Consider the following 13,704-nt stretch of genomic DNA (forward strand, 5'->3'; position numbering starts at 1 on the left):
AGGGTGGCGCTTTTGGTTGAATGGTTTGCGTGCTTATATCGCAACACTCTATCAGCCCAAAAAGCCCCCCAGACGCGCTCTAAGCTCTGCATTTCGCCGCTATCCTGTTCTCGCTGATAACCACCTGCTGAGGTGCCCGTATAGGCACTAGCTTATTTTCCATTCCTCTAACTATTTGTGTACTATGGCTTCTGCCCGTTTTCTGCTCCTAGGATGCTGCGTTGCCTTAGGTGCGTGCTCACCAGACGCCAGCCAAAAAGACCCAGTAGCGGAAGCCAGGTTTCAGAACGAAAAGCGCATCAAGGAAGCTGCCGTGACGGAGCGCCAGGAACGCGACGCAGATTTTATGGTAAACGCAGCCAGCAGTGGGTTGCTGGAACTGGAAATGAGCAAGCTGGCCCAGCAAAAATCTACTACTCCCGCGGTTCGCAACTTAGCCCAGAGTCTGGTGCAACAGCATGGGCAAGTAAGCACGGCGCTCCGCAACCTGGCGCAACAGAAAAACCTGATGTTGCCCAGCGGCCTTGGCAGCGACCAGCAAAAACAGTACGCCGAATTAAGCGCCCTGACTGGCACACCGTTCGATAAGCGATATGTGGAAATGCTGGTGGAGGCTCACAAACAGGACGTGGATGCGTTCGAGGATATGAGCAAGGACGCTTACGATGGCGACATTCGCGGCTTTGCTGCCAAATTTTTACCCACACTCGAGAAACACCTAGATGAGGTGGGCGTCGTGGAAGACCAACTCGAAAACTTGCCTTAATTTTTTTATTGTTAACCTGAATTCTAACCCATGTTCCAATTCCCAAAACACCGTTTATTTTCTGTTCTGGCTCTATTCGCTGCTTTGTCGTTTGCAAGCTGCGGAGACAACGCTGAAAAGCGCACCGACGGCACGGCCGGCGAGGCCGTAGTTGATCAAGAAGAAGCCGCCGCACAAGGTGGCGTACAGGCTGATGCCACCGTCATCGACAACGAAGAAGGAGCTACCGTCACCGCCGATGCCGACTCGTTGGAAGCGGCCGACAAGGACTAACCTTCGGATATTCTGATCCGTACACTAACGACTCTGAGCAACCGCTCAGCCGTTTTCTGCCGCTAATCGCTGACTTACTAAGTCGATGGTTGGCGGCAGACCTATTTTTTCACAGTACAAGCTCAACCATTCCACCCTTTACTAACCGCTATGAAACGTACAATCATGAGTCTGTTTTGCGCAGGTCTGCTAATGGCTACTAGTGCCTGCAGCAATGAAAAAACCGCCACGACCGACACTCCTACTAACTCAGAAGAAGCTGGCGGCAACGCCGGCGACAACTACATGAATGCTGCTACCGATGGCGACAGCGCCACGGCTACTATGCCTTCTGACACCGCTGCCGGAGGGTCGGCTGCTGCCGCTGGCACCGCGCCCGCCGGAATGAATGCAAACAGCGCAGATCCTAACGGCCCCACGGCTCCGCACAAAGACGACCCGGAGTTTATGAAGTCGGCCGCACACAGCGACCAGAATGAGATTCAATTGAGCCGCTTGGTGCTGGAGAAAGGCGTCACCGGCATGGCGAAAGACCACGCCAACATGATGATTACGGATCATACCAAGTCGACAGCCGACTTGAAAGCGCTGGCCCAGAAGAAGAACGTGACACTGCCCACCGATATGGATGCTGAGCACAAAGCCATTGCTGATCAGATGCGCAAGCTATCGGGCAAAGAGCTGGAGCAGCGCTTCCTGCAGCAAATGGTGACCGACCACCAGAAGACGCTAAATACAATGCAAGCGCACGCTAAGATGACCAAAGACACTGAACTACAAGGCTTTATTACCAAAACAACCCCTGTTATTCAGAAGCACTTGGATACATCTAAGCAGCATGCGAGCATGAAGATGTAAGTGCTCAGCGCTATTTCACCTATAAAAAAGCCCCCCAGAAGCTATCTGGGGGCTTTTTTGTTTTAATAACCGTTGCTGTCTAGCGATAGCCAAAGCGGTAGCGCAGGCCGATAAAGCTGAGGCCCCACTGCAACGGTTCGCTACTTTGAAATTCGGAGCGCAGATCTTTGGTAAGCACCCACTCCGTAGTGGCTTGAAGCCGGCGGCGGCGACCAAATCCATAGCTCGCATTTAGTCCCGCGGAGGCATGTACACCGAAAGCGCTGCGTCGAAAACCGTACTCATTGGTAAGCTGCTCATCAACAAACTCCTGCTCTTGAAAGCGCACCGACGACCAGTGAGGCACCAATCCGGCTACTACGTCGAATTGCCACCGCTTCAGGAAGGAGCGCGTGAGCGAATAGCGTAGCATAACGGGCAAAGCCAAGTCATTTTTATTGGTAATGCTATCCCGAGAAAGAAGCCCCGGAAACCTAGCCGGGGTAACTCGAAACTCCTCCCGCTGCCGCTGCATCCCAACTTGCACGGCCAAGCGAGGCTGCACGTAGTAGCCAACATAAGCGTACGGCATCAATATCTCTTGGCTGTACGTGCCAACTCCCGCTTTGGGGGGCAAATTCGTGCCCCGGTACGGGTTGGTATCCGAATAGCGCACCCGGTACAGATACGCACCCAGCTGAAAGCCTGCATACGCCTTGGGCTTCAACGATTCGTCGGTATCTACCGGGATAACGCGGGGCGAATAGTTGGTGGCCGACTGCGACCCGATAGCCAAGCCTATGCGAAGGCTGTTGGTAATAGATATGGTCCTCCAGGGCGAGGAAAGCAAGTTACTTACGCCAATATTCGCATCAATAAATCCGTAGCGGCCCAACCGACGCTGCAACCCATATACTATTGCCACATCGGTAGCTATTGAGCGCGTATTATTGGTAAGAAAGTAAAAGGGTGTATCCCGCGCCGGCCGATCTAAACCCGTACCCGCACCCAGCGCCAATGCAATATAGTTAGCCGAAAAGTTGGTCGTATTCTTACCCAGGCGCAAGCGCCGCTCAGTGTTATAGTAATAACGGCCCGCTACTTGAGCGCGCATACTCAACCCCCGATCTAGGTCAGCGCCGAGCGCAGGGCGGTAGTGCGTCAGGGCGGGACTCAGTTCGGCCAGCACCGTCCAGGCGGGACTCTTGAGGCGCCGCTCGTACGCCAGATGAAAGCCATAGCGGGTATAATATTGACCTCGGCCGAGTAAGGAATTGCTTACCGTGAAATTGTTCAGCCCCAATTTCCACAAGCTACGGTCCTCCGCTTGTACGCGGAGTTGTGCGTCAGCTTCGGGCGTTAGAATTTCCTCTTCCCCGTAGCTCAGACGGGTTGTGTCGGGAATAGTTTGGGCCGAAGCTTGGAAGCAGATACTGGCTATTAGGCTTATCCAAAGCAGGTGCCGATAGATGCGCAAGGAGTGTAAGCAGAACATAGCGGTAGAGGTATAAAGCAAGATGGATTAGAGCTGGGGGGAGAGTGGTTCCGTTTGCAAAGTCAGAGGTGCATAAGATGTGGTCACGCGCACCGCTCGCCACGAAGTGCTTTTAGATGAGGTCAGCGTTGCGCGACTGGCCGAGCTTTTTTTGCTGGCGGCATAAGCCGTTGGCACCGTAAGAGTGCCTTGCTGCACGGCCAGTTGATAAGCAAATAGCTCGGGCTGCGGCGCGCTGATAAGGACCTCCGTGCGGTCGGCCACCACCGTCAGCTTGCTCAGATTAGCAGCGAGTTGCAAACGAACACTTCCGAAGTAGTTATTCACCGTAGAATTGCCCCCCAGCCCCTGCGCCTGCACCGCCGACTTGGTAGCCTCGCAGGTGAAGTTGGCCTGTAGATTACTGGCCATCAGGTCGGTGTAGCGGGCCGTGACCTTAATGGTACCGCGGAGGTCGCGGAGAGCAATCTTGCCGAAGTTTTGCTCCAGTTCTTGCTGGCCCGTGAGGTCAGTTAGCTCCGTTTGGCCGTAGGTGTTTACTATCTTGATAGGGTTGCTGGCCGGCATCATAATGGTGTATTCGGCTCGCAAGTCGCTGCGCACGGCGGGAGCACCCGTGGGCAGGGTAAAAAAGTTGACCAAATAAATAGCGTTGCTGCTTTGCTGCAGCCGATACCGCGCCACTGGCAGATCTTGTTCGGCTACCACCTGCTCGGGGTGCCGGGCGCTTAGGCGCAACACTACCTGAACGGTAGGCTTATTCCAGCCTTGCACCCGCACCGTAGCTTTTTCAGCCTGAATGGTTACTGGCATACCCGGCGGGCACCCCCAGCTCTGCTCCAGGGTACGCGTCACGACTTTGACTTTCTGCTGGGCCTGGGCCGCTGGCAACAGGAGCGCCAGCAGCGCAACCAGCAGCCAACAGCGCGGCCAGAGGTGGGGCAAAATGGAGGGAAACATCATGAGATAAGAAGTTGAACCAGCTCACGCGTGATGGTGGCTTTCATGGTGATGAGTTGAGCTTGTTGGCGCAGCAACTCCGGCGACTCCCCGAAGCGGCGAGCATCTTGGCGCAGTTGCTTTTCCTCTTCTTCCAGCTCCGTTAGTTGGGTGCGCAGGGATTTAAATTCCCCCGATTGGCACACCGTAGGCAGTGAGGTACAGTGCGCATCAATAAAAGACCGACCTTCCTGCTCCAATGGGTCCACTGAAACGGCAATTGACGTGGGCATCGGCGTGGCTACTTCTTCACTGACCGCCAGCGTCTCGCGGATACCCGTAGTAGTAGGCTCCACGGTTCGCTGCTGCTGCCACCATACACCCAGCAGAATCAGCACGCTAGCCGCTACGGCCATCACCTGACGGAAAGCGGGAGATAACCATAAGGGCCGCACTTTCGCTGGCTTTACTAGAACAGGGGGCACAACAGCCGGAGCAACTTTATCCAGGCGGGCGGCAATGGCGTCCCATACCAGCTCGTCGGGCTCATGTTTGGTAAGCGTGGGCACTACGCGGATAATCTCCTCATCGGCCGCAAGTTGAGCTTCGATGCGAGGCCAGGTGGTCGGGTCGGGCTCGTGAGCTGGCAGGTTGCCGAGGGCCCGTTGGAGGTTAGGACCACCGGCCTCAGGTATTTCGGGGGTCTGGTTCATGAGTAGAGATACTGTAGTTTGCGTTGAAGCAAGCGCTTAGCGTGGTAGAGCTGCGACTTGCTGGTCCCTTCCGTGATGTCGAGCAGTTCGGCTACTTCGCGATGAGCATAGCCTTCCACTTCTATGAGGCAGAACACGGCCCGGTAGCCCGCCGGCAGTTCCCCGATGGCTTTGTCCAGGGCCTCGCCGGTCAGGTTGTCGTGCCAAGCCACCAGCGGTTCGGGGTGGCGGTCTTGGTCGTAGATCTCCATGCGCTGCTCGCGCCGCAGGATAAGCAGTGCCCGCCGCACCACGATGGTTTTAATCCAAGCTCCTAATGTCGACTGCTGCCGGAAGTTGACTAAGTGCTGAAACACTTCCACGAAAGCCTCCTGCAAGGCATCCTGCGCTAGCTCCCGGTTGTGCCCTAGCATGCGCAGCGCCGTGGAGAACATGGCCGTTTTGTAGCGTTTGTACAGCTCATACTGCGCCTGCCGGTCCTGGGTCAAGCAGGCAGTAAGTAAGCGCTGTTCTTCGGGGGGCAAAAGCAAGGGCGCGGCGGAGGCTAAGTTGAATTTCGGCTTAAAGTGTAAAGCTGAGCTCAGAAGGTTGGTCGGGGGCAAAATATATTTTCCGGCCTATTCATTGGCCAGTATCCGCTACCTCCAAACAGACAGATAAAACCAGAGGATATCGAACACGCATGGTGTAGCGGCACCAAAAAATATCTGGGCCCGACCAACCATTCCTCTGGTTGCCTCCACTCTATCATGCCAGCTAGCAGCTTAGAACTCAAGCCAATTGCTTGACAGCACGCCTACAGCCGCTAAACCGGTGAGCTTATATCTCATCCCCTACTCTTTTTCCTCTTCTATGCTTATGCTATCCTCCTCTACGCTGCGGGTACTTATGCTCGCCACCCTCTCTTTGCTGGCTACTAGCTGCGACCAAGAAGAAAATGCCCCCCAGCCAACGGAGGCCGTGCTTGTAAAGCCCATACCACTCAGAATGCACACTGTGGCGGTGCGCTATTATCTCAAAGCGTTAGACAGCACTTTTCAGCTGCCCCTCATCTCCCCTAACATCACCGTGGACTATGAGCAGGTTGTACCACAGGGCAACGCCGCCTATAAGCTTCTGGATGCCACTACTCAGCACCATGAGCAAGAGGTAACTGCTGCACTCAAAGAGGTGCAGCTGGCGCCTATCGCCACGTATGCCGAGGTCATTAGACCAAAAATAACGGTCACCATTTGGGAAGATCAGGCCTTGCCTTCTAGCTCTGGCATAGGCTATCAGGCGGTATGTGAGCTAGTAATCGATGGCAAGTCGGTGGGCACTACTACCTATGCAACCGTTGCGGGGCTGAACACGCCGCTTTATGTCACTACGCAATCTGAGGTTTCGCATTGATTCCTTCTCTTACAGGTAGCGCAAAAAAGCCCCCACGCACTGCGTGGGGGGCTTTTTTCAATTGCTAATGACTACTCGCCCTATTACAGGGTCGCTTTTTCTTCCGCATACTTGCTCACCTTCAGTTCTTCAGCCAGAAACTTTCCCGTGTATCCTTTGCCAGCTTTTGCCACCTGCTCCGGCGTGCCCTGAGCGACAATAGTACCGCCGCTCCCGCCGCCTTCGGGACCTAGATCAATGACGTGGTCAGCTACTTTAATCAGATCGAGATTGTGCTCGATGATAAGAACGGTGTTGCCTTTGTCAACCAGCTTTTGCAGCACATCGGAAAGGTGGCGAATATCCTCGAAGTGTAGGCCCGTAGTCGGCTCGTCGAGGATGTAAAAGGTCTTGCCCGTGTCCTTTTTGCCGAGTTCAGTTGCCAGCTTCACCCGTTGCGCTTCACCACCGGAGAGCGTGGTCGCCTGCTGGCCCAAGGTCAGATAGCCTAAACCTACTTCGTTCAGCACCTGAATCTTACGAATAATACGCGGCTGATTTTCGAAGTACTCCACGGCTTTTTCCACCGTCAGGTCGAGCACGTCAGTGATGCTCTTGCCTTTGAAACGTACTTCCAGCGTCTCGCGGTTGTAGCGGCGGCCTTTGCAGGTTTCGCAGGGCACGTGCACATCGGGCAGGAAGTTCATCTCGATGGTGCGCAGGCCCGCGCCTTCGCAGGTTTCGCAGCGGCCGCCCTTCACGTTGAAGGAAAAACGACCCGGTCCGTAGCCCCTAATTTTAGCCTCCGGCAACGACGCAAACAAGCTGCGAATTTCCGTGAACACACCCGTATACGTGGCAGGATTGGAGCGCGGCGTCCGCCCAATCGGCGACTGATCTACCTCAATTACTTTGTCAATCAACTCCAAGCCCTCAACTGCGGAGTACGGCAGTGGATCTTTCTTGGAGTTGAAAAAGTACTGATTCAGAATAGGATACAGCGTATCGTGAATGAGCGAAGATTTGCCCGAGCCCGATACGCCCGTGACGGCCACCAGTTTACCGAGCGGAAATTTCACGGTCACGTTCTTCAGGTTGTGACCTGTAGCACCCTTGAGCGTAAGCATGTTGCCTTCGCCCTTGCGCTTTTTCTTGCGCAGCTCAATGTGGCGCTCTCCACTCAGATACTGCGAAGTCAAACTGCCCGACTTAAAAATCTCAGTAGGTGAGCCGGCGGCCACAATATGCCCCCCATGAATGCCCGCACCCGGCCCGATATCCAGCACGTGGTCGGCGTTCATGATCATATCCTTGTCGTGCTCCACCACAATCACCGAGTTACCGATATCGCGCAGGTGCTGCAAGGCTTTGATTAGGCGCTCATTATCCCGCTGGTGTAGCCCGATGCTCGGCTCGTCCATGATGTAGAGCACTCCCACGAGTTGGGTACCAATCTGGGTAGCCAAGCGAATCCGCTGGGATTCGCCCCCGACAGGGTACGCACCGAGCGGTGCAGACTCAGGTATTCCAAACCCACTTCGAGCAGGAAGCCAATACGCTTGCGCAACTCCTTGAGCAGTTCCCGCCCAATCACGTTCTGCCGCTCGCTCAGGCGTTCTTCTAGGCCCACGAACCATTGGCTGAGTTGGGCAATATCCATCACCGACAACTCACCGATATTCTTGCTGTCAATCAGAAAGTGGAGTGACTCTTTTTTTAGGCGGTAGCCGCGGCACTCGGGGCACTCCTGGGCTTGGGTATACTCCTGGATCCAGGCGCGGATGTTCTCCGAATCAGACTCCATCTGGCGGCGCAGGAAGGGAATGATGCCCTCGAACGGTTCCGTGTAGTTTGCCTTTTTAGGGTCCGCGTCTTCGTCTTCGGGCACGCCGTAGAGCAGGCGCTCCACTAAGTCTTCGGGTAGCTTATCAATGGGCGTGGACAGGCTGAACTTCTGCTTTTTGAGGATGAGCTGGAGCTGCTGAAAAATCCAAATGTCGCGGTACTCACCCAGGGGGGCAATTCCACCGCGGCTGATACTCAGCTTCTTATCCGGCAGAACCGAGTCTTCTGTAATCTGCTGCACCTCACCCAAACCGTTGCAGGTGGGGCAAGCGCCATAGGGCGAGTTGAAGGAGAACGTGTTTGGCGCCGGGTCATCATAGGCGATGCCGGTGGTGGGGTCCATGAGAAAGCGCGAGAAAAACTGCGTTTTCTTGGTGTCTGGGTCCAGCACGAGCATGGTGCCCTTACCGTGGGTCAGCGCGTTCTGCACCGATCCCGACAACCGGAACCGATCCTCCGCTTTCACCACCAACCGATCAATGACAATTTCGATGTCGTGAATTTTGTAGCGGTCCACCTGCATCTTGGGCGTCAGGTCAAGCAGTTCGCCATCCACGCGCACTTTGGCAAAGCCTAGCTTGGCAATCTGCTGAAACAGCTCCCGGTAATGGCCTTTACGACCCTTCACCACGGGCGCCAGCACCACCAGTTTTTTCTCGTTGAAATGCTTGAGAATGTAGTTGATAATCTGCTCGTCGCTCTGCCGGATCATCTTGGCGCCCGTAGCGTAGCTGAAGGCCTCCGCCGTGCGGGCATAAAGCAAGCGCAGGAAGTCATAAATCTCGGTGATGGTGCCCACCGTGGAGCGTGGATTGCGCGAAGTGGTTTTCTGCTCAATGCTGATTACCGGCGACAAGCCCTCGATCTTATCCACGTCGGGTCGCTCCAGGCCACCCATAAAGGAGCGGGCATAGGCCGAAAACGTCTCCATGTAGCGACGTTGCCCTTCGGCATAAATCGTATCGAAAGCCAGACTGGATTTGCCCGAGCCCGAAATGCCGGTGAACACCACCAGCTTGCCCCGCGGAATCTGAACTGAAACGTTTTTCAGGTTGTGCTCCCGCGCCCCGTACACTTCAATGAAAGGCGCCTCTACGTCGGCCGCGTGGCCGTTGGTAGCGAGTACAGCCGGAAGCTGGGGGGCTTTTTCAGGAGTAGGAGCGGGTACGGAAGCAGTTGTTTTCTTAGCCATGCAGCGCGAATCGAATAAGTCCGCAAAGGTAGGCAAAACCTAACCCTTTCACTATCCAGAATAGCTTATTTGCCAGAGGGTTTAGCAGAATATACAGTGGGTTTAGGGGAACTAAAATTTAACTCCTGTGTAGCCACCCATACGCAGCGCAACAGTTGTCCGGCCGGCGTGCTTTGAGCAGAGCTCATAAAGCCGCGTTTGGCGCTGTTCTTGCCTATAGTAGGATAATTCCTTCACGCTACATCCTCTCTCCATGTCATTCCTACCCAAACTCACGCTTGCCAGCGCTTTTACCCTACTGCTTCTAAGCGCTACCGAACCAGCCCATGCTCAGGTAAATATCAATATCAATCCCCCTCCTGGGGACCTGCTGCCCCAGCCGGCACGCAATACTATTATATACCTGAAGTAGGTGGCTACTACGACCTGCGCGACAAGCATTACGTGGTGCAGCGCGAAGGCAAATGGAAGCGCGTAACCACTATTTCTAATTACAACCCCAGCAGCTTTCACCCGGTAGTTATCAACTACGTGGGTGCCCAGCCCTGGGTCCTGATCCGTGAGCACAAGGTGAAGTACCCGAAAGCGGGCCACCCGCACGGTATGCCCCCCGGCCAAGCCAAGAAGATGCGCGCCGCCTACCCGACTGGCAACGTAATCGTGGTGCAGCAAGCAGGTGGCCACCCCGGCAAGGGAAAAGGCAACGGAAATGGTAAAGGAAAAGGCAAGCATTAGCCCCCCTTTCACCCTTCTACTAACTCACCCCGATTGGTTATCTAATCGGGGTGTTTTTCGTTTTAGTACGTATGAAAACCTACCAACCCATCAGCTGCTCCTTCTACGACGAGCTAGAAGCCCGCGCCACCACCCGCCAGCCCTGCACCCTCACCTACCGCCTGGAACCAGATACGCCCCCCAGCACCTACCAAGGCGTCATCACCGATCTGTTTATCAAGGACAAAGTAGAATACATGCGCCTGCAAGACGGCTTTGAGCTACGGTTGGATGCGTTGGTGGCTGTAGATGATAAAGAACTGCGTAATTACTGCTGATTAGCAGTATAAAGTACAATGGCAGCCTCTCACGGGGCTGCCATTGTACTAAAAGGAGGTTTGGGCTACAGCTTAAAACTCCGCGTTTTTTGGGAAGCGGGGGAAAGGAATCACATCCCGAATATTGGCCATACCGGTCACGAAGAGCACCAGACGCTCGAAGCCCAAGCCGAAGCCGGCGTGGGGGGCAGTTCCGAACTTCCGTAGCTCTAAGTACCACCACAGCTCGTGTTCCTCCACGTGCATTTGCTCCATGCGGGTGCGCAGCTTTTCTAGGCTTTCCTCCCGCTGAGAGCCGCCAATGATTTCGCCAATACCAGGAAACAGCACATCCATGGCGCGCACGGTGCGCTCATCATCGTTGAGCTTCATGTAGAAAGCCTTGATATCCTTAGGATAATCGGTCAGGATAACCGGCTTTTTGAAGTGCTTCTCAACCAAATAACGCTCGTGTTCACTTTGCAGGTCGGTGCCCCAGTCCACGGGAAACTCGAACTTCTGCTTTGCCGCTTTCAGAATTTCGACGGCCTCGGTGTAAGTAAGGCGCTGGAAGTCATTATCTATTACAAAACGCAGGCGGTTAAGCAGTTCCTTGTCGTACTGGTCGTTGAGGAACTGTAGGTCGTCGGCGCACTTCTCCAAGGCTTGGCGCACTAAGCTTTTGAGGAAGTCCTCCGCCAAGTCCATGTTGTCCTGCAGATCGTTGAACGCTACTTCGGGCTCGATCATCCAGAACTCCGCTAGGTGACGGGCCGTGTTGGAGTTTTCGGCGCGGAAAGTTGGCCCAAACGTGTACACTTTGCCCAGTGCCATGGCTGCTACTTCGGCTTCCAACTGGCCCGACACGGTCAGGTTGGTTTGCTTGCCAAAGAAGTCCTCCTTGTAATCTACCGAGCCGTCGGCAGTGCGGGGCGGGTGCTCGGGGGGCAAAGTAGTGACCCGAAACATCTGGCCGGCGCCCTCGGCGTCGGAACCGGTGATGACGGGCGTGTGCACGTAGTAAAAGCCGTGGTCATTGAAGTACTGATGCACCGCAAACGCTAAGGCATGGCGCACGCGCAGCACTGCGCCGAAGGTGTTGGTGCGGGGCCGCAAGTGAGCTATTTCGCGCAGAAACTCTAAAGAGTGCCCTTTCTTTTGCAGCGGGTATTCTTCCGGATCAGCAGTACCAAGAACTTCTATCTCAATAGCTTGAATTTCTACTGCCTGACCTTTGCCTTGGGATGCTACGAGTTGGCCGCGCACCGACAAGCAAGCGCCGGTGGCCACGTCCTTTAACGATTCCTCCGGAAACTTCTCCGCATCGGCTACCACCTGAATATTGTGGATGGTAGAGCCGTCGTTCAGGGCGATAAACTGCACATACTTATTTCCGCGGCGGGTGCGCACCCAACCTTTTACTACTACCTCGCGCTCCAGCTCCTGGCTTTGCAGCAGCTGCTGTACACTCGACCTTCTGACGGACATCGGACTCGACTTTCTGTGGTTTATAATCTATGGGGGCAAAGGTAGAGGTTTTCGCTAGCGCAGAAATTTGCGCTGTTCTTTAATGCTTTCTGACGGCCTCAACTTTTTTACTTCAACTCAAGTAGAGAATACGCTACATTTGAAGTAGTGCCCCATTTCACCGTCGCTGGGGCTTATTGCGATTTCTGTGTATGCAACGACTTGATATGAAGCAGCTTCTCTCGCAGAAGCTGTCTCCCCAACAGATCCAATTCATTAAGCTGCTGCAAATTCCGACGGCGGAATTGGAGACGCGCATTAAGGAAGAGCTGGAAGTAAACCCCGCTTTGGAAGAAGGCGACGAGAATGAAGAGGAACTGGAACGCGACGACGATGACGACAGCGACGAGGATTTCGACGACCCAGACTCCGAGTTCGACAACGACGACAATACCCTCGATGAAGACTTTGACGACCGCTCGGAGGAGCAGCCCGAAGTAGAGCTACCCAAAGATGACATCGCCGACGCGCCGGACAACCAGGATCTGGACCTGAGTGACTACCTCAACGACGATGAGATTGCTGGCTACAAGATGCAAGGCGACGGTCCCGGCGACGCCGAAGACGACCGCGAAATGCCTCTGGCCGATACCGGTTCTACGCTGATTGACTCGCTTTTTGATCAATTGGGTTTTGCTAACCTAGATGACAAGCAGCTCGCCATTGGCCGCCAATTGCTGGGCTCCATCGACGGCGACGGCTATATCCGTCGCGACCTGTCGGCTATTGCCAACGACTTGGCGTTTGCCCAAAATATCGAAGCTACCCCGGCCGAGATTGAGCGCGTGCTACACATTATTCAAGCCTTCGACCCAGCCGGTATCGGGGCACGCGACCTACGTGAGTGCTTGCTTCTGCAACTAGAGCGCCGCCCCGTAGACGATACGGTGGAGGCCGCGGAGCGCATTCTTTCCGAGTGCTACGACGAGTTTACCAAGAAGCACTATCCGCGCATTCAGCAACGGCTCGATTTGGAAGACGACGAGCTGAAAGATGCTATTGCCCTGATTCTGAAGCTTAACCCGAAGCCCGGCGGCAGCGGCCCGACGGGTTTGGGTAAGGTGCAGTACATCATCCCCGATTTTATTCTCAGCAATGACAACGGGCAGTTCAACCTGACGCTGAACTCGCGCAACGCCCCCGACTTGCGGGTAGCGCCGGCGTACACCGAGATGTTTCAGGCCTATGACAAGGCGTCGAAAAAGGATCGGAAGATGAAGGAGGCCGTCACGTTTGTGAAGCAAAAGCTCGACGCGGCCCGGTGGTTTATTGATGCCATCCGGCAACGCCAGCAAACCTTGTTGCGCACGATGGATGCCATCGTGCGCTACCAGCGCGAGTTCTTCCTCGAAGGCGACGAAAGCAAGCTTCGCCCCATGATCCTGAAGGACATAGCCCAGGAAATCAGCATGGACATTTCGACCGTGAGCCGGGTGGCAAATAGCAAGTCAGTGCAAACCGAGTTCGGCATCTATCCGTTGAAGTACTTTTTCTCCGAAGGTATTGCTACCGATTCGGGTGAGGACGCTAGCTCGCGGGAGGTGAAGCATATTCTGAAAGAAATCATTGAGGGGGAAAGCAAAGGCAAGCCGCTTTCCGATGATAAGCTGGAGAAAATGCTTAACGCTCGTGGCTACAACATTGCCCGGCGTACGGTGGCCAAGTACCGCGAGCAGCTCAATATTCCGGTAGCCCGACTCCGAAAGGAGTTGTAG

At 54.9% G+C, this 13,704-nt stretch carries 12 protein-coding genes and 1 pseudogene; 7 read left to right on the forward strand and 6 right to left on the reverse strand.

Going from position 1 to position 13,704, the window contains the following annotated elements; all coding sequences use genetic code 11:
- Window positions 1-184 precede the first annotated feature (184 nt).
- The 3 genes from G7064_RS11055 (at window position 185) to G7064_RS11065 (ending at window position 1,897) form a co-directional block, all read left to right on the forward strand.
- Entirely contained in the window at window positions 185-766 is a 582-nt protein-coding gene (locus tag G7064_RS11055) for a DUF4142 domain-containing protein (protein WP_166073623.1), read from the forward strand.
- A gap of 30 nt (window positions 767-796) precedes the next feature.
- Window positions 797-1,039 carry a hypothetical protein gene (locus tag G7064_RS11060; protein ID WP_166073624.1) on the forward strand — a complete coding sequence of 81 codons (243 nt, stop codon included), beginning with the start codon at window positions 797-799 and terminating at the stop codon, window positions 1,037-1,039.
- Window positions 1,040-1,189: 150 nt separating this feature from the next.
- Window positions 1,190-1,897, forward strand: a complete 708-nt coding sequence (locus G7064_RS11065) for a DUF4142 domain-containing protein (protein ID WP_166073625.1) — start codon at window positions 1,190-1,192, stop codon at window positions 1,895-1,897.
- 79 nt (window positions 1,898-1,976) lie between these two features.
- On the opposite strand, the gene G7064_RS11070 is transcribed toward G7064_RS11065, so the two are convergent.
- The 4 genes from G7064_RS11070 to G7064_RS11085 are packed head-to-tail and all read right to left on the reverse strand — an operon-like array spanning window position 1,977 to window position 5,547.
- Window positions 1,977-3,371, reverse strand: coding sequence for a hypothetical protein (locus tag G7064_RS11070; protein WP_166073626.1), 1,395 nt, complete (start codon window positions 3,369-3,371; stop codon window positions 1,977-1,979).
- A 27-nt stretch (window positions 3,372-3,398) separates the two neighbouring features.
- Window positions 3,399-4,334, reverse strand: coding sequence for a hypothetical protein (locus tag G7064_RS11075; protein WP_166073627.1), 936 nt, complete (start codon window positions 4,332-4,334; stop codon window positions 3,399-3,401).
- The gene (locus G7064_RS11080; protein WP_166073628.1) at window positions 4,331-5,023 is read right to left on the reverse strand and encodes a hypothetical protein; all 693 of its coding nucleotides are present in this window, start codon (window positions 5,021-5,023) and stop codon (window positions 4,331-4,333) included. Before G7064_RS11080 ends, G7064_RS11075 begins: the two co-directional genes overlap by 4 nt.
- Window positions 5,020-5,547, reverse strand: coding sequence for an RNA polymerase sigma factor (locus G7064_RS11085; RefSeq protein ID WP_240935451.1), 528 nt, complete (start codon window positions 5,545-5,547; stop codon window positions 5,020-5,022). Before G7064_RS11085 ends, G7064_RS11080 begins: the two co-directional genes overlap by 4 nt.
- 334 nt (window positions 5,548-5,881) lie before the next feature.
- Between G7064_RS11085 and G7064_RS11090 the strand changes: the two genes are divergently transcribed.
- Window positions 5,882-6,415 (forward strand): hypothetical protein, encoded by a 534-nt coding sequence (locus tag G7064_RS11090; protein ID WP_166073629.1) that lies wholly within the window; start codon window positions 5,882-5,884, stop codon window positions 6,413-6,415.
- 83 nt (window positions 6,416-6,498) lie between these two features.
- Here G7064_RS11090 and uvrA read toward each other — a convergent pair.
- Window positions 6,499-9,431 (reverse strand): annotated as a pseudogene (uvrA, locus tag G7064_RS11095) (excinuclease ABC subunit UvrA).
- A 444-nt stretch (window positions 9,432-9,875) separates the two neighbouring features.
- Between uvrA and G7064_RS11100 the strand changes: the two are divergent.
- Together G7064_RS11100 and G7064_RS11105 are read left to right on the forward strand one after the other, a co-directional pair.
- Window positions 9,876-10,166 carry a hypothetical protein gene (locus G7064_RS11100; RefSeq protein ID WP_166073630.1) on the forward strand — a complete coding sequence of 97 codons (291 nt, stop codon included), beginning with the start codon at window positions 9,876-9,878 and terminating at the stop codon, window positions 10,164-10,166.
- A 71-nt stretch (window positions 10,167-10,237) separates the two neighbouring features.
- Window positions 10,238-10,483: a hypothetical protein gene (locus G7064_RS11105; RefSeq protein WP_166073631.1), complete on the forward strand. Its 246-nt coding sequence runs from the start codon at window positions 10,238-10,240 to the stop codon at window positions 10,481-10,483.
- A gap of 72 nt (window positions 10,484-10,555) precedes the next feature.
- Here G7064_RS11105 and asnS read toward each other — a convergent pair whose 3' ends face one another.
- Complete coding sequence (gene asnS, locus G7064_RS11110) at window positions 10,556-11,950, reverse strand: asparagine--tRNA ligase (protein WP_166073632.1); 1,395 nt, start codon at window positions 11,948-11,950, stop codon at window positions 10,556-10,558.
- Between the two features lie 191 nt (window positions 11,951-12,141).
- Between asnS and rpoN the strand changes: the two genes are divergently transcribed.
- Entirely contained in the window at window positions 12,142-13,704 is a 1,563-nt protein-coding gene (gene rpoN, locus G7064_RS11115) for an RNA polymerase factor sigma-54 (protein WP_133271279.1), read from the forward strand.

It is taken from the genome of Hymenobacter sp. HDW8 (genome assembly GCF_011305775.1).
Lineage (GTDB): Bacteria > Bacteroidota > Bacteroidia > Cytophagales > Hymenobacteraceae > Hymenobacter > Hymenobacter radiodurans.

What these genes read in the sequence shown, in the direction of transcription:
- G7064_RS11070 (WP_166073626.1), bottom strand. Translation starts at nt 3,371, where the DNA reads ATGTTCTGCTTACACTCCTTGCGCATCTATCGGCACCTGCTTTGGATA.
- G7064_RS11105 (WP_166073631.1), top strand. Translation starts at nt 10,238, where the DNA reads ATGAAAACCTACCAACCCATCAGCTGCTCCTTCTACGACGAGCTAGAA.
- G7064_RS11090 (WP_166073629.1), top strand. Translation starts at nt 5,882, where the DNA reads ATGCTATCCTCCTCTACGCTGCGGGTACTTATGCTCGCCACCCTCTCT.
- G7064_RS11060 (WP_166073624.1), top strand. Translation starts at nt 797, where the DNA reads ATGTTCCAATTCCCAAAACACCGTTTATTTTCTGTTCTGGCTCTATTC.
- G7064_RS11065 (WP_166073625.1), top strand. Translation starts at nt 1,190, where the DNA reads ATGAAACGTACAATCATGAGTCTGTTTTGCGCAGGTCTGCTAATGGCT.
- G7064_RS11075 (WP_166073627.1), bottom strand. Translation starts at nt 4,334, where the DNA reads ATGATGTTTCCCTCCATTTTGCCCCACCTCTGGCCGCGCTGTTGGCTG.
- G7064_RS11055 (WP_166073623.1), top strand. Translation starts at nt 185, where the DNA reads ATGGCTTCTGCCCGTTTTCTGCTCCTAGGATGCTGCGTTGCCTTAGGT.
- asnS (WP_166073632.1), bottom strand. Translation starts at nt 11,950, where the DNA reads ATGTCCGTCAGAAGGTCGAGTGTACAGCAGCTGCTGCAAAGCCAGGAG.
- rpoN (WP_133271279.1), top strand. Translation starts at nt 12,142, where the DNA reads ATGCAACGACTTGATATGAAGCAGCTTCTCTCGCAGAAGCTGTCTCCC.
- G7064_RS11080 (WP_166073628.1), bottom strand. Translation starts at nt 5,023, where the DNA reads ATGAACCAGACCCCCGAAATACCTGAGGCCGGTGGTCCTAACCTCCAA.